Origin of the sequence: Halomonas sp. McD50-4, assembly GCF_022348135.1 — a bacterium.
GTDB classification, from domain to species: Bacteria; Pseudomonadota; Gammaproteobacteria; order Pseudomonadales; family Halomonadaceae; genus Vreelandella; species Vreelandella piezotolerans.
In genome coordinates this window covers 178,949-193,997 of sequence record NZ_JAKRFG010000007.1, presented here as the reverse complement: position 1 = coordinate 193,997, position 15,049 = coordinate 178,949, and the positions used below count along the sequence as shown (strand labels likewise).

12 protein-coding genes are annotated in these 15,049 nt (G+C 57.4%); 1 reads left to right on the top strand and 11 read right to left on the bottom strand.

The genetic code is table 11. The annotated features are described in order from the left end of the window. Positions 1–424: 424 nt before the first annotated feature. From MHM85_RS10910 to MHM85_RS10895, 4 genes are all read right to left on the bottom strand, one after another. Positions 425–2,230, bottom strand: a complete 1,806-nt coding sequence (locus MHM85_RS10910; protein ID WP_139525650.1) for an acyl-CoA dehydrogenase C-terminal domain-containing protein — start codon at positions 2,228–2,230, stop codon at positions 425–427. A 229-nt stretch (positions 2,231–2,459) separates the two neighbouring features. Continuing rightward, on the bottom strand, positions 2,460–3,227 hold the full coding sequence (locus MHM85_RS10905) for an SDR family NAD(P)-dependent oxidoreductase (RefSeq protein WP_219863275.1): 768 nt from the start codon (positions 3,225–3,227) through the stop codon (positions 2,460–2,462). 31 nt (positions 3,228–3,258) lie between these two features. Further along, entirely contained in the window at positions 3,259–4,929 is a 1,671-nt protein-coding gene (locus MHM85_RS10900; protein WP_139525648.1) for an AMP-binding protein, read from the bottom strand. A gap of 195 nt (positions 4,930–5,124) precedes the next feature. Then, positions 5,125–5,688 carry a TetR/AcrR family transcriptional regulator gene (locus MHM85_RS10895; RefSeq protein ID WP_139525647.1) on the bottom strand — a complete coding sequence of 188 codons (564 nt, stop codon included), beginning with the start codon at positions 5,686–5,688 and terminating at the stop codon, positions 5,125–5,127. A gap of 127 nt (positions 5,689–5,815) precedes the next feature. Between MHM85_RS10895 and MHM85_RS10890 the strand changes: the two genes are divergently transcribed. Beyond that, entirely contained in the window at positions 5,816–7,003 is a 1,188-nt protein-coding gene (locus MHM85_RS10890; protein WP_219863273.1) for an acetyl-CoA C-acyltransferase, read from the top strand. Between the two features lie 60 nt (positions 7,004–7,063). On the opposite strand, the gene arsJ is transcribed toward MHM85_RS10890, so the two are convergent. The 7 genes from arsJ to MHM85_RS10855 all read right to left on the bottom strand — a co-directional run bounded on the left by arsJ (position 7,064) and on the right by MHM85_RS10855 (position 15,049). Next, complete coding sequence (gene arsJ, locus MHM85_RS10885; protein WP_219863270.1) at positions 7,064–8,293, bottom strand: organoarsenical effux MFS transporter ArsJ; 1,230 nt, start codon at positions 8,291–8,293, stop codon at positions 7,064–7,066. Continuing rightward, positions 8,286–9,317, bottom strand: coding sequence for an ArsJ-associated glyceraldehyde-3-phosphate dehydrogenase (locus tag MHM85_RS10880; RefSeq protein ID WP_219863268.1), 1,032 nt, complete (start codon positions 9,315–9,317; stop codon positions 8,286–8,288). The genes arsJ and MHM85_RS10880 overlap by 8 nt, the downstream gene beginning before the upstream one ends. Before the next feature lie 124 nt (positions 9,318–9,441). Then, on the bottom strand, positions 9,442–10,188 hold the full coding sequence (gene pstB, locus MHM85_RS10875; protein ID WP_231125546.1) for a phosphate ABC transporter ATP-binding protein PstB: 747 nt from the start codon (positions 10,186–10,188) through the stop codon (positions 9,442–9,444). Between the two features lie 90 nt (positions 10,189–10,278). Continuing rightward, on the bottom strand, positions 10,279–11,637 hold the full coding sequence (gene pstA / locus MHM85_RS10870; RefSeq protein ID WP_239285911.1) for a phosphate ABC transporter permease PstA: 1,359 nt from the start codon (positions 11,635–11,637) through the stop codon (positions 10,279–10,281). Between the two features lie 6 nt (positions 11,638–11,643). Then, the gene (gene pstC, locus MHM85_RS10865; RefSeq protein ID WP_139525638.1) at positions 11,644–13,023 is read right to left on the bottom strand and encodes a phosphate ABC transporter permease subunit PstC; all 1,380 of its coding nucleotides are present in this window, start codon (positions 13,021–13,023) and stop codon (positions 11,644–11,646) included. Positions 13,024–13,125: 102 nt separating this feature from the next. Further along, a complete protein-coding gene (locus MHM85_RS10860; RefSeq protein WP_219863262.1) occupies positions 13,126–14,145 on the bottom strand; it encodes a substrate-binding domain-containing protein in 1,020 nt (339 codons plus the stop codon). Positions 14,146–14,311: 166 nt separating this feature from the next. After that, a complete protein-coding gene (locus MHM85_RS10855) occupies positions 14,312–15,049 on the bottom strand; it encodes a sulfite exporter TauE/SafE family protein (protein ID WP_239285917.1) in 738 nt (245 codons plus the stop codon).

Here is a 15,049-nt window from a genome sequence, read left to right as displayed (position 1 = left end):
TCATCGGCAAGCGCCCACATGAATTACCTGATCAAATTGTTAAAGAGCAACTTTCTTAATGTCGCTGCGGCGGGCCCGATGACCTGACCCGTATTGCCTCAGCGAGGAAGGCGTATTCTACGCATTCCGTGGTGTTTGTCAACCGCTGTTTTCAGCGGGCGAAGCGAGCGATCTGACCAACCTACCACAGAGCTCTAACTTTCTGACAAACAAGAGGTTTTCCAACCTCATCACCGCTGGTAACGCTGGGCGTCCCCGGCAGCGGATGCGTACTTTACGGATTCGATGCCGGGTTGGCAAGGGCTAATGTGAAAAATTTTTCAAATAGCCGAGATAAAAAAGCGGCAGGCAATGCCCGAGGGCAAACCTGCCGCAAACCACCGATCAGTACCCTGACCAGAGAGTGCCTGGCAAAGGCGTGGGCTCAGCTCTCGAAGCCCAGGCCAAAATCTTCGCTGGAAATCGCCATCAAGCTACCGGCACCTGCCTGGATCATGGCGGCGTGCGCCTTGGTACGTGGCAGCAGACGCTGGTAGTAGAAACGCGCCGTATTTAGTTTGGCGGTGTAGAAAGCGGCATCTTCACCCCCCTGTGCACTAGCGGCTTGCTTGGCAGCGCGAGCAAACAGATAGGCGACAGCGACATAGCCGGAGTACATCAGGTAATCGACGCTGGCGGCCCCTACTTCTTCACGATCCTGCATGGCCTTCATACCGATACCCATGGTGAGCTCACCCCACTGGGCATTGAGCTTGGCCAGCGGCTCGATAAATTCCTTGAGCGCAGGGTTGTCGGCTTCGGCTTGGCAGAACTTGTGAATCTCCTTGGTGAAGACCTTGAGGGATTCACCCTGGCTCATCAGCACCTTGCGGCCCAGCAGGTCCAGCGCCTGGATACCGGTCGTGCCTTCATAGAGGCGCGTGATACGCGCATCACGTACCAGTTGCTCCATGCCCCACTCTTTGATGAAACCGTGACCGCCAAAAATCTGCACGCCTTCATTGGTAGACTCGAAGCCCACTTCCGTCAGGAAGGCCTTCACGATCGGCGTCAGCAGACCCAGCAAGGTCTCGGCACGCTCCTTCTCTTCGCCTGCTGCGCCATGCTCGACCACATCCAGCATCTGGGCGGTATACAGCACCAGCATGCGACCGCCTTCGGCAAAAGCTTTTTGGGTCAGCAGCATGCGACGCACGTCAGGATGGACGATGATCGGGTCGGCGGCTTTATCAGGGGCCTGAACACCTGAAAGGCCACGCATCTGCAAACGATCACGGGCATAGCCGAGCGAGTTCTGGAAGCTGGCTTCCATCAGACCAAGCCCCTGGATCCCCACGCCCAGACGGGCCGCATTCATCATGGTGAACATGCAGGCCAATCCCTTGTTCGGCGCGCCTACCAGGTAGCCCGTGGCACCATCGAAGTTCATAACGCACGTCGCGTTGCCGTGAATACCCATCTTGTGCTCGAGAGAGCCACAGCTGACACCGTTACGCTGCCCGGGGTTGCCCTCGGCATCGGGCAGGAACTTGGGTACGACGAACAGTGAAATGCCTTTGGAGCCTTCGGGCGCATCCGGCAGCTTGGCCAGCACCAGATGAACGATGTTCTCGGCCAGATTGTGCTCACCGGCAGAAATGAAAATCTTGGTGCCGGTGATCTGATACGCGTCGCCTTCCGCAGGAACCGCACGGGTCTTGATCAGCCCGAGATCGGTACCGCAATGGGGCTCGGTCAGGCACATGGTGCCGGTCCAGACGCCCTCGACCAGCTTGGTGAGGTAAGTAGCCTTTTGGGCATCGGTTCCGTGATGACGCAGCGCGTCTGCGGCACCGTGGGAAAGCCCCGGGTACATGCCCCACGCCAGGTTGGTGGCGCAAATCATTTCGGAGAGCATCATGGCCAGCGAAGGCGGCAGCCCTTGTCCACCCTGCTCAGGATCTGCCGCCAGGCTTGGCCAACCCCCTTCGACATACTGCTGGTAGGCTTCCTTGAAACCACGGGGCGCTTTGACCTCCCCACCTTCCAGCAGGCAGCCCTCTTCATCACCGCTCTGGTTCAGTGGTAGCAGAACGTCACGGGCAAAGCGAGCGCCCTCTTCCAGAATCGCCCCAACGACGTCAGGAGACGCTTCTTCACCATTCGGCAGTGCCGCGTAGTGGCTTGGGTAATCAAACATTTCGTTCATCACGAAACGCATGTCACGTAGGGGGGCTTGATAGCTCGGCATGTCACTTCTCCTAAACGAGGGCTGAAAGAGCTGGTACTCAGCAGCCACTTTCAAACACATGTTTGAAAATTAGCGCGCAGACCCGACACAGTCAAGCAGTCGTTTGAATTAAATCGAAAAACCGACTACAACTTTGGTCTTTACCTTAGTAACGTCATGGTTTGAAAATAAAAAAAAGCCCGCCCGAAAAAACCGAGCAGGCTGTTTATCAGAGCTTACTGAGCGTAAATCACTGCATGCGGATACCACCATCCAGGCGAATCACTTCACCATTGAGCATCGGGTTGGTGATGATCTGCTCGGCCAGCAGCGCAAACTCGTCGGCCTTGCCCAAACGCTTGGGAAAAGGCACCGCAGCGGCCAACGCTTGGGCGGCTTCATCCGGTATCTCGCTCATCATCGGGGTTTCGAACACCCCTGGCGCAATGGCCATGACACGAATCGCGTGGCGCGACAGCTCTCTGGCAGCAGGCAAGCTCATGCCCACGACCCCCGCCTTAGAGGCACTGTAGGCGCACTGACCGACTTGCCCATCGAACGCGGCAATCGATGCGGTATTGATGATGACGCCACGCTCACCCCCTTGGTCTGGCGGGTTGCTGGCCATGGCGGCGGCCGCCAGCCGCATGACATTGAAAGTGCCTACCAGATTGATCTGAATCGTGCGCGCATAGCCCTCGAGATCTGCTGGGTTGCCTTGCCGATCCACCAGCTTGGCTACGCTGACCACACCGGCACAATGAACCACCCCCGAAAGACCGCTTTCGCCCCCCAGCGCAACGGCTTTGTTCACCGCCTCCTGCATGGCGTCGGAGGAGGTAATGTCGGCGATGCATGCTTGCGCGTGAGCGCCCAACTGCACGGCAAGGTCCGTCACACGATCACTCATGTCGCACAGCACCACCTTCCCGCCCGCCTTTACCAGCCGTTCGGCCGTGGCGGCACCCAAACCCGACGCAGCGCCGGTAATCAAAAACGTACGATCCTGGACCTGCATGGCACTCTTCCTGTGAATGATATCCTGTGAATTATGAGCTGTGGCGCACTTGTTCGGCCGCTTGAGCACGCAGTTTGAAGCGCTGAATCTTGCCGCTGGGCGTTTTGGGCAGCTCATCGACGAACTCGATGATACGAGGAAAAGCATGCGTAGAGAGCCGTTCACGTACTTGCTGACGAATCTCTTCCGCCAGCGCATCGCTGGGCTCGTAGCCATCGCGAAGTACGATATAGGATTTGATGATCTCGCCACGAATCTCATCTGGCTGGCCAACGGCGGCGGACTCTGCCACTGCCGGGTGCGTCATGACGCTATTCTCTACGTCCGTTGGTCCCACTCGGTAGCCCGCCGTGGTGATGATGTCATCGTCCCTACCAGCAAACTGAAACGAACCATCTTCGTTACGAATCACTACATCGCCGGTCAGGTAATAGCCATTGACGAAGGGATCTTTCTCCTGCCAAGTGTATCCTTGGAAAAAGTGAGCCGGAGAATTCTTAATGTCCACCGCAAGCACACCTGGTTCACCGGGCGGCAGCTCATTGTACTCGGCATCGAGAATGGCCAATCGGTAGCCCGGCATCGGGACGCCCATGGCCCCCACGTGCTTGGGATGGTCAAGAGAGTGATGGTTATTACAGGTCATGCCCGTTTCCGTCTGGCCATAATGGTCCATCACCGGACAGCCCAACGATTTTTCCACCCAGGTGACCACCTCGGTATTAAGCGGTTCTCCAGCGGAACTGGCTGCACGCAGCGATAACGTTTGATGCGCGTCATCGAATAACCCAGATGCTTTCATCAAACGGTAAGCCGTGGGTGCCGCAGCAAAATTGGTGATCTGATGGCGCTTCATGAACGCCAGCGCCCCTTCGGCGCTGAAGCCTGCCTCGCAAAAGTGGGTCGTGACTCCAAGTAGCAGCGGCCCCGCGATGGCGTAATAAAGGCCGTAGGCCCAACCTGGATCTGCCATGTTCCAAAAACGGTCTTCCTCGCGCAGATCCACAGCGAGCTCCATATAAAGCGCGAAAGCCGTCATGCCTGCTAAAGGCACGGCAACGCCCTTTGGCTTGCCCACCGTCCCCGAAGTGAACATTTGCAGAAAGGGCTGATCTGGCGACAGGCGCGGTGGCGCATCGCTCATTGACGTATACGTCAATGCCGTTTGCCAATCGAGGTCATCGCCATGCTCACTGCTCGCACCACCCACGGCTAATACGGGTGGGCACTGGCTCAATCCATCGAATTTATAGCGATTGGCGTGATCCGTAATCACTAACTTGGTATCAGCACGACCGAGCCGATAGTCAACTGCATCAGGGCCAAAAGCGGTGAACAGTGGCTGATAGACCGCACCGATTCGCCAGGTCGCCAGCACGGCGACCAGCAAATTGACAGAACGAGGCAGCATACAGGCAATTCGGTCGCCCTCACCAAGCCCTTGGCTTATGAACCAGCCCGCTAGCTGGCTACTTTGGCTGTCAAGCTCGGCATAGGTCAACGTATGGGTCTGGCCTTGGGTGTCTTCATGCACAAGCGCTAACACATCACCGCGGCCTTGGCGCACATGCCTTCCGCAGCATGCTTCATAGGCGTTCAGGTAACCATCTTGATGGTCGTCCAGCTTGGCGACGACACTCTCTATTGAAAATTTCTCGACAAATGAAGAATACGAGGGAAGTGACGATGATGTTGCTGTCATGACGGCTCTCTTATGTTGTTGGTCGTGAGCACTCAAGCAGGCAAAACTCCACGCGCTGTCAGCTTTATTATCAGTTTACGTTAACGGAAGCCTGCCAATAGACCAACGCTAAAAGTATTTCACCTATTGCGCAAGCCGCAAGCGCCGCAACAAGGTTAGACGTTGGTCGATCGAACAGAAGCCTCGCTGTTAGGCTCACCGCGATAGGATCATCGCCACCAGCTCGTCGGCAAGGTCGTCTGGCGTTCGAGGACCGTTGGGGTCATACCAACGGACAGTCCAGTTCAACGCTCCTAAGATGAAGCGGGAAACGAGAAAGCGGTCACCATGAATCAGCCCGGCCGCCAAGGCGTCATCGATCACCTCGACCCACAGAGCCTCGTAAGCATCCCGTAGATGACTCAAATGTGCGCTGGCAGCAGGGTCCAATCGCCGCCACTCGAACAGTGCGACGACATGGGCGTTACGGTCTGCAAACAGTGTTTCCAGATGAGCTCTTGCCATAGCATGTAGCCGTGCCTCTGCACCGTCGGGACAGGACTGAAGCGCAGCTTTCGCGATGGCAAGCGCATTTTGGGTACCCTCTTCGATCACCGCTGCCAGAATTTCTTGCTTATCTTTGAAGTGATGAAACAGGCTACCCGACTTAATGCCCATTTCCTGCGCCAACATGCGCACCGTGGTGCGATCAAAGCCCTCTTGGACGAATAGCTGAGCAGCTAAGCGCGTCAATTCCTTGCGGCGAGGAGATGCATTCATTACATTCATGTCATTTACACTAGCGCTTGCTTGGTTACTCAGGAGAAAACCACAGCCCCGCGAATGGGTCAACGCATCGCTAACTACTCAGCTCGATAATCACAAAAAAGCTATCAGGAGATAGGTCATGAGTCGCGCTACCGACATTGTTTTTTTATCTGCCACCCGCACCCCGATGGGCGGCATGATGGGCAGCCTGTCTAGTATGAGTGCCCCTGAACTTGCCGCCGTTGCCCTCCGCGCTGCCATCGAGCGGGCGGGCATTGAGGCCGCCGCCATTGAAGAGGGCATCCTGGGCTGCGTGCTACCAGCGGGCGTCAAACAAGGCCCTGCGCGCCAAGCGATGCGCCAAGCGGGCATTCCCGATGCCAATGGTGCCACGACCATCAATAAACTCTGCGGCTCTGGCATGAAAGCGGCCATGTTGGCCCATGACCTGATCAAGGCGGGCAGTGGAGAAATAGTGCTGGCGGGCGGCATGGAATCCATGTCGAATGCCCCCCATGTGCTGACCAAGGCACGCGGCGGCTATCGTCTGGGCCACGGCGAGCTGAAGGACCACATGTTTCTCGATGGCCTGGAAGATGCCGAAACCGGAAAGCTGATGGGGGTCTTTGCGCAAGAGGTGGCCACCGAGCGTGGCTACACCCGAGAACGGCTGGACGATTTCGCGATTGCCTCGCTGGAACGGGCTATGGCCGCCACCAACCATGGCGACCTGGATGCGGAGATGGCGCCCGTCACCGTGACGACCCGCCAGGGTGAAACCGTGGTATGCCACGATGAGCAGCCCTTTCAGGCCAAACTGGACAAGATTCGCCAACTGCGCCCAGCGTTTGCAAAAGACGGCACCATTACCGCCGCCAATGCGAGTTCGATCTCCGACGGCGCCTCGGCGCTCATTTTATCGAGTCACGAGGCAGCACAGCGTCACGGTGTCAAACCGCTGGCCAGGATGCTGGGACATGCCACCCACTCGCGTCATCCCAGCGAATTTACCATCGCGCCGGTGGGAGCCATCGAGAAGCTGATGAAAAAGCTTGGCTGGGGCGTCAATGATATAGACCTGTTCGAAATCAACGAAGCCTTTGCGGTCGTCACGCTGATGGCCATGGATGATCTGGGCCTGCCTCATGAAAAGGTCAACGTGTTTGGCGGCGCCTGTGCCCAGGGGCATCCCATCGGCTCTACCGGCTCACGCATCATTGCCACGCTGATTCATGCCTTGCGCCAGAAAGGGGGCAAACGCGGTATCGCCAGCTTGTGCATTGGTGGCGGTGAAGCAACCGCCGTGGCGGTCGAGCTGATCGACTGATTCAAAGCGCGCTTCATGACACATGAAGCGCGTTCTAACCAGACTTATGCCAACATGCCGCTACGCGCCAGCCACCTGCCGGGGCAGCGCCAGTGCCATGAGTGCGCTGGCAGCCACCAGCGCCGCCGCCACCCACAGGCACGCACTCAAACCATAGGCCATGTAGAGCCAGCCCGAGAGCAGCGTGCCGACCAGGCGGCCCATGGCGTTGGCCATGTAATAGAAGCCTACGTCCATGGACACGCCATCGGCACGGGCGTAGTGGACGATCAGATAGCTGTGCCAGCTGGAGTTGACGGCAAACAGCACGCCAAAGGCCAGCAGCCCCACCACCAACCACCCCACTTGAACCAGAGGCAACAGTGCCATCAGAATGGCGAGCACGGCAAGCGCGGCTGCCCAGCCAGCCGTGAGCATACGAGCATCTCCATGGAACAGTGCGGTGAGCCTGGGCGCCTGGGTCTGCACGCCGCCGTAACCAATGATCCAGGCGGCCAACAGCCCTCCCACGGTCCAGTGGCTCCAGCCATGTTGATCATAGAGGAATACTGGCAAGGCCACGACAAACCACACGTCTCGAGAGGCAAACAAGCAGAAGCGCGCCGCCGAAAGCACATTGATGGCGCGGGACTTGGAGAAAATCTCGGAAAACTTTGGCTTGACCTTCTGTTTGCCGAGATCAGCCTTCAACCGCCACAGCGACAGCCCCAGCACGGCACCCAGCATCAGCGCCATGGCCACCACCGCGCCGCGAAAGCCGATCAGCGTCAGCAGCACGCCGCCCACAAAAAAGCCCAGCCCTTTCAGGGCATTTTTGGAGCCGGTCAACATCGCTACCCAGCGGTACAGGGCGCTGTTGGCATTGGCACTATCTGCAGGCACCAGCACTTTCACCGCACTTTTGGCGCTCATCTTGTTCAAGTCTTTGGCAATACCCGACAGCGCCTGGGCCGTCATGACCCAAACGACGGTGAGCATCCCGGCAGGCACCATAAGCATGGCAAGCGCCACGATCTGCAGCCCCAGCCCCACGTTCATGGTGCGGTTGAGCCCCAACCGCGCACCCAACCAGCCACCCACCAGATTGGTCACCACCCCAAACGCTTCGTAGAACAGAAACAGCATGGCGATTTGCAGCGGCGAGTAACCCAACTGGTGGAAGTACATCACCACCAGCATCCGCAGGGCCCCATCGGTGATGGTAAACGCCCAGTAGTTGCCCGTGATCAGCATGTACTGGCGCACTTCGAAAGGCAGTGCGCCGATGCGTGCCCTGAGCGACTCAGCCACGGCGCGCCTGCTCCTTGCCCACCATCCAGGCAAGCTCAGCGGTGCGGTTGGCATAGCCCCACTCGTTGTCGTACCAGGCGTAGAGCTTCAACTGCGTACCATTCACCACCATGGTCGAGAGTGCATCGATGATCGAGCTGCGTGGGTCGGTGCGATAGTCGATGGACACCAGCGGCCGCTCCTCGTAACCCAGAATCCCCTTCAAGGGCCCCTCTGCGGCCATCTTGAGCGCCTGATTGACCTCCTCGACGGTTACCTCGCGCTCGAGCTCGAATACCATATCGGTCAACGAGGCATTGGCCAGCGGCACGCGAATCGCATGGCCGTTCAGCTTGCCGGTCAGCTCAGGAAAGATGGCCGTGATCGCCTTGGCCGAACCGGTGGTGGTGGGAATCAGGCTCATGCCGCAGGCGCGCGCCCGGCGTAGGTCCTTGTGAGGTGCGTCCAGAATCGTCTGGGTATTGGTAATGTCATGCACCGTGGTCATGGAACCATGACGGATGCCGAACGTTTCTAGAATGACCTTGACCACGGGGGCCAGACAGTTGGTGGTGCAGCTGGCCGCGGTGACGATGCGGTGCGTAGCGGGTTCGAACAGATGATCGTTGACACCCACCACCACGTTGAGCACGCCCTCCTCCTTGACCGGCGCACTCACCACCACACGATCGACCCCCTGATCCAGGTAGGCCTGCAGCTTCTCCGTGGTTTTCATTTTGCCGGAGCATTCGATCACCACATCGCACCCGGACCAATCACCTTCGGCAATCGTCTTGTGGGCGCTAAAGGCGATAGTACGGCCATCGATGGTGATCGCCTCTGGGGCGGCGTCGATGCCCTGCCCCGGCGCCCACGGACCATGTACCGAGTCAAACTCCAGCAAATGGGCAAACGTCGCCGCATCGCCGCCGGGGTCGTTGATGCGCACCAACGTTACCTCGTCGGCAGCGGCTCGCGCCCACAGACTGCGCAGTGCCAAACGACCAATACGGCCAAATCCGTTGATACCAATGCGTAGTGACATGCTGAACCTCCAGAGCAAAGCGAGCTAGATATATGAAAAATCATATATTAAAGATCAAAAAAAAGCAGCGTTCTATCGCGCAGGCGACAAGCCGCCTGCGCGATAGGGAGTGAGCGGCGCTACATCATCCGAAGCGCCCCGTGATGTAGTCGTGGGTACGCTGGTCTTGCGGATTAGTGAAGATCTCGTCGGTGCTATCGACCTCCACCAAGTCACCCATGTGGAAGAACGCCGTGCGATCCGCCACGCGTGCCGCCTGCTGCATGTTGTGCGTCACCATGACGATGGTGTAGCTCTCGCTGAGTTCATCGATCAGTTGCTCGACCTTGGCCGTCGCGATGGGGTCCAGGGCCGAACAGGGTTCGTCCATCAAAATGACGTCCGGGCTAACGGCCACGGTACGGGCAATGCACAGGCGCTGTTGTTGCCCCCCCGACAAACCGGTCCCCGGCTGATCGAGGCGATCTTTCACTTCGTCCCAGAGGCCTGCACGGCGTAAGCTACTTTCGACGATGTCATCCAACTCCGCCTTGCGTTTTGCCAGCCCGTGCAAACGCGGACCATAGGCGATATTTTCATAAATCGATTTGGGGAACGGGTTAGGCTTTTGAAACACGATACCTACTTGAGCGCGTAGCAACACGACATCGCGATCCGGCGCATAGATGTCCTTGTCATCCAGGGTGATCTTGCCCTCCACCCGACAGATGTCGATGGTATCGTTCATACGGTTCAAACAGCGCAGAAAGGTAGACTTACCGCAGCCAGAAGGCCCGATGAACGCCAACACCTCGTTTTCGTATACGTCCAAGTCGATGCCGTTGATCGCTTGGCTGGCACCGTAAAAGACCTTGACGTTCTGGGCGCTCATCTTGACCGTATCAGTGGCTTTACTGGTGCGGCTCTCGCCAGCGCCTACGCTCACCATAGGGGATGTCTTTGGCTCTGTTGAAGTATTCACTTACCACCTCGTCTCGAATTTTTTACGCAGCCAGATTGCCAGTGCATTCAGGCTCAGCATCAACCCCAGCAGTACAATGATGGCCGCTGACGTACGCGCTTCGAAGAAATTACGTAGCTCGTTACCCTGCCATAGATAGATTTGCACGGGTAGCGCAGCAGACTGGTCCAACGGCGTAGCAGGCACGTTGGATACGAATGCATTCATGCCGATCAACAGCAGCGGCGCCGTCTCACCCAGCGCCTGGGCAACGCCCAGAATGGAACCCGTTAGAATACCGGGCAGCGCCAAAGGCAGCACATGATGGAAAACGGTCTGCACTCTCGACGCTCCAATTCCCAAGGCCGCCTGGCGTATGGAGGGAGGAATAGAGCGCAGCGACGCCCGAGTCGCGATAATGATGGTCGGCAAGGTCATCAGCGTCAGCACTAGGCCACCCACCAGCGGGGCTGATAGCGGCAAGCCCAGATAGCCAATGAAGATGGAGGCCCCCAGCAAGCCAAACACGATGGAGGGCACTGCCGCCAAGTTATTGATATTGATCTCGACGAGATCGGTCAGCCGGTTCTTAGGGGCGAACTCTTCGAGGTAGATGGCGCTAGCCACACCAATCGGTACCGATAGCACGATCACGATCAGCATCATGAACAGCGACCCCATAAACGCGCCTGCCAGGCCTGCCGACGCAGGCGAGCTGCGCGAGTCCGTATTGAGGAACAACGAGGTGCTGAAAGAGTTACGAATGACATTTTCATCGTAAAGAAGATCCGCCCACTCGCGCGTTTGAGCGCTTAGCTGCTGGCGTGAATCCGGCAGGGAGCGGTCGATATTGCCTTTTATCCAGACATCGACATCCGCAGCGGCCAGCATTTTAACTTCGACGGTCTGACCCAACAGGGAAGGATTCTCGACGAATTGATCGCGCAGGGAAAAACGCTCATCCGACGCGACTAATGCACGTAAGTCGCGCAGTTGGCGTGGCTCGACCTCGACACCTAACGCCTCTTCCATGGCGCGGTCGATCAGCGACTGCCAATTTACCATTCCCGCTTGAATCAACCACTGTGTGTAGCGCTCATCGAAGGCCGCCTGGCTTTCACCACTGGCACGCTCGGGCTTCTCGTCAAGTTGAATCACTTCAGGATCGAAGTAAATTTCTGGATACAGAGTTGACTGCCAGAATGCCGGCACACCGCGCATCAAAATACTGATGAACAGAATGGTGACAAGCGTGAGGCCAATCACTACCGCGGCCAAACCCGCAAAGCGGAAACGCTTTTCTTGACGATGACGTCTTGCCAGCGAATTTTCGATCGTTGTCAGACGGTGCTGACGGCGCTGCTCAATCGTAATAGACATGGTCGCTTACTCGTATTGCTGGCGGTATTTACGCACCACAACCAGTGCGATGACATTCAGGCCAAGGGTAATGACGAACAGCGTCAGCCCCAGAGCAAAAGCCACCAGCGACTGCGGGCTGGCAAAGTCCATATCCCCTGTCAGCTGGTTGACGATGGTCACCGTAATGGTCGACACCGCTTCGAACGGATTGCCGTGAAGCACCGGATTATTACCAGCCGCCAATACCACGATCATGGTTTCACCAATGGCGCGGCTGGCGGCCAACAAAAACGCACCGACGATACCTGGAAGCGCAGCAGGCAACACTACTTGGCGAATCGTTTCGGACTTCGTTGCACCCAACCCTAGCGCACCATCGCGCAACGACTTAGGCACTTGGGTAATGATGTCGTCTGACAAGGACGAGACGAATGGAATGATCATGATGCCCATCACCAAACCCGCCGTCAGTGCACTGGTGGTGCGAATGTTGATGCCCACCACATCCCCAAGGCTAGACAAAAACGGACCGATGACGATCAACGCGAAAAAACCGTAAACGATCGTGGGAATACCCGCCAGCACTTCGATGATCGGCTTGGCCACACTACGCAGCCAAGGGGGAGCGTACTCGGCCATGTAAATCGCCGTCATCAGGCCCACAGGGATGGCCACCAACAAAGCAATGATACTCACCATCATGGTGCCCCATAGCAGAGGCAGTAAACCAAATTCGCCTTGCGCATCGGTGCCCGAGGTACTGAAGCGAGGATTCCAGGTCGTTCCAAAGAAGAACTCTGCTGGACTGATGAAGCTAAAGAACTTCAGCGCTTCGCCCAGCATCGATAGCACGATGCCCACGGTGGTGAAAATCGCAATGGCCGAGCAAGAAGCCAGCGCAATAGAGATCACTTTTTCGACATGGTTACGTGCACGCCATTGGGGGGAAACGCGACGGCGAGCAAGCACCAGCCCCACCACCGCCACAACGGCCATCAGGGCGATCAGGGTCGTGTTCTGAAAGGTCTGCAAGCGAGCCATGTGAGCGGCCGCCGCTAATTCTTCGGGGCTTCCGCCACCCGCCACATTTCGCTCGTTGGCTAGCGCAGTAATGCGCCGTAACAAGGTAGCCATTTCACGTTCGTTCATACCCGCCACTAGCTCGGGGGGCAGTTGTTGAACGACCAGCATATCCATCAATTGTGGCGCCAGCAGCGACCACAATATAAACAGCGCAAGCGCTGGCAACCCGCACCAAAGGGCCACCAACGCTCCATAATAACCGGGGCGCGAATGCATCCGCACATCGTGCTCTGCCGCAACCGCGCGACTACGTGTTAACCCTAAGTGGTAAGCCAAGGCCATTATCACGAGTAGCGTGGCTATCAAGGCAATGTTACTCATTCTCTCTCCGCCCATGATTTCCTACGTTCAAGCGCCAGCATCATTTTCATGATGCTGGCGCAATACCTACCTACACATCGCTATCAAGCGACAAGGGCAGTCTTACTCTTCTACGCTTACCACGGTACGGGCCTGGAACTCAGCCAGTGCTTCAGCACGCTCTTCTTCGCTCATCGGAATGAGACCAGCGTCTTCCAGCGGGCTGCCATAGCCAGAGATCATGTCATTCAAGAAGAACTCGGTATACTCGGCCAAGCCAGGAATAACGTCCAGGTGCTCACCCTTGACGTAGAAGAACAACGGACGAGAGACGGGATACTCGCCCGAACCGATGGTTTCCAGGCTCGGGGTTACGCCATCTACCGTGGCCACTTGCAAGCGATCACGGTTTTGATCGTAGAAGCTCAGACCAAATACGCCAACGGCATCAGCCTGGGCATCCAAGCGGGCCAGAGTTTCGGTGTAATCGCCAGCAATCTCGACGATACGGCCATCGCCACGCAGCGCATTACACGCATCGCCTTCTACGTTGGCGTCGCTTTCACAACCAGCGTGCACGACTTTCTCTTCGAACACTTCACGGGTGCCGTGGTTGGAAGCCGGAATGACCAACACGATCTCCTGATCGGGTAGGCTGCTGTCGATTTCGTTCCAGCGAGTGTAGGGGTTGTCGACCAACTCACCCTCGTGGGTAACTTGTGCGGCAGCGGCTTTGAACACGTGCTCAGGCGTTAACGCGAACTCTCCACGGTCGATACGAGAAGCAAACACGATACCATCATAGCCGAACATCACTTCGAGAATTTCGTTGACGCCATTTTCGTTACAGCTGGCCACTTCGCCGCTGCGAATGGCGCGAGAAGCGTTGGCGATGTCAATGGTGTTTTCGCCAACGCCCTGGCAGAACTGACGCAAACCGCCACCGGAGCCGCCAGAACCGACGACCGGCGTGTTGAACTGGGGATAGGTGTTACCAAACTCTTCGGCAACGATACTGGCAAACGGAAGTACAGTGGAAGAACCGGCAATCTGCACCGTGTCACGAGCTACGGCGGCAGTCGATACGCCGGTAGCGAGTGCGGCAGCAACAACAACACCAAGTGTCTTTTTCGTTACTTTCATCGTCATGTCCCCTCTGGTTTCATGCCTGGGCTGCTTGAATTAACCCGTTCGGCAATGTTGGCGATTGGCCTTTCACACCGAGGAGTTTGCACAGTGACGATTGCAGAAATATGACAGTGGTAATTTTTTTAGCAAGGAATGTTAACGAAGCGTTGGCCCAAGGACTTCAAAGCAGCAGCCCCAGTGCTGCTAGCGTGCATAGTGCCAATGAACAGCGCTGCAGCAGCACTTTATCCAGCCGGTGGGCCACTGCATCGGCCAACGCATTGCCGACCAATACGGCAGGCAAAAACGTCAGTGCCAGCTTGAAATGCCATGCGCTGAGCTGCCCCGCCAGCGCCAGCGTCGCCAGAGTCAACAGCGAGGTGATGACGAAAAAGGCCGCCAAATTACCGCGCATTCGATCGGGCGAAAAGCCGTGCATCAATAGCACGATGGGCGGCCCACCAATCGCCGCCATGGTGCCGAAGATGCCCGACAGCACACCGGCCACGAACAGCGTGACGCGATTCACCGGCACATGAAAACGGCACAGCGTGACACCGACCGCAAACAGCACGATGGCGGCAATCAGCGCTTCCAGCACGGCCATGGGCGCCGCCAGCAGCAGCCAGATGCCCAGCCCATTACCCGGCAGCCGCCCCACCAGTGCCACGCCGATCTCGCTCAGATGCACTTCGTGCCAATAGCGACGTACCATCATTAGCGATACCGTAAAACCAAACAGCACCAGTACGACAGGCACCAACCGAGGCTCCAGCATCAGCAGCAGCGGCGCCCCAACGACGGCAAGGCCAAACCCCGTCGCACGCTGTACGAAGGCACCTAGTAGCAGCACCCCGGCACAGGCAAGCCACCTATCCAGTGAAAGTCCTAGCGAGAGCTCCAACCCTTCCAATACCAT

What these genes read in the sequence shown, in the direction of transcription:
- MHM85_RS10910 (WP_139525650.1), bottom strand. Translation starts at nt 2,230, where the DNA reads ATGCCGAGCTATCAAGCCCCCCTACGTGACATGCGTTTCGTGATGAAC.
- MHM85_RS10905 (WP_219863275.1), bottom strand. Translation starts at nt 3,227, where the DNA reads ATGCAGGTCCAGGATCGTACGTTTTTGATTACCGGCGCTGCGTCGGGT.
- MHM85_RS10900 (WP_139525648.1), bottom strand. Translation starts at nt 4,929, where the DNA reads ATGACAGCAACATCATCGTCACTTCCCTCGTATTCTTCATTTGTCGAG.
- MHM85_RS10895 (WP_139525647.1), bottom strand. Translation starts at nt 5,688, where the DNA reads ATGAATGCATCTCCTCGCCGCAAGGAATTGACGCGCTTAGCTGCTCAG.
- MHM85_RS10890 (WP_219863273.1), top strand. Translation starts at nt 5,816, where the DNA reads ATGAGTCGCGCTACCGACATTGTTTTTTTATCTGCCACCCGCACCCCG.
- MHM85_RS10880 (WP_219863268.1), bottom strand. Translation starts at nt 9,317, where the DNA reads ATGTCACTACGCATTGGTATCAACGGATTTGGCCGTATTGGTCGTTTG.
- pstB (WP_231125546.1), bottom strand. Translation starts at nt 10,188, where the DNA reads ATGAGCGCCCAGAACGTCAAGGTCTTTTACGGTGCCAGCCAAGCGATC.
- pstA (WP_239285911.1), bottom strand. Translation starts at nt 11,637, where the DNA reads ATGTCTATTACGATTGAGCAGCGCCGTCAGCACCGTCTGACAACGATC.
- pstC (WP_139525638.1), bottom strand. Translation starts at nt 13,023, where the DNA reads ATGAGTAACATTGCCTTGATAGCCACGCTACTCGTGATAATGGCCTTG.
- MHM85_RS10860 (WP_219863262.1), bottom strand. Translation starts at nt 14,145, where the DNA reads ATGAAAGTAACGAAAAAGACACTTGGTGTTGTTGTTGCTGCCGCACTC.
- MHM85_RS10855 (WP_239285917.1), bottom strand. Translation starts at nt 15,049, where the DNA reads ATGGTATTGGAAGGGTTGGAGCTCTCGCTAGGACTTTCACTGGATAGG.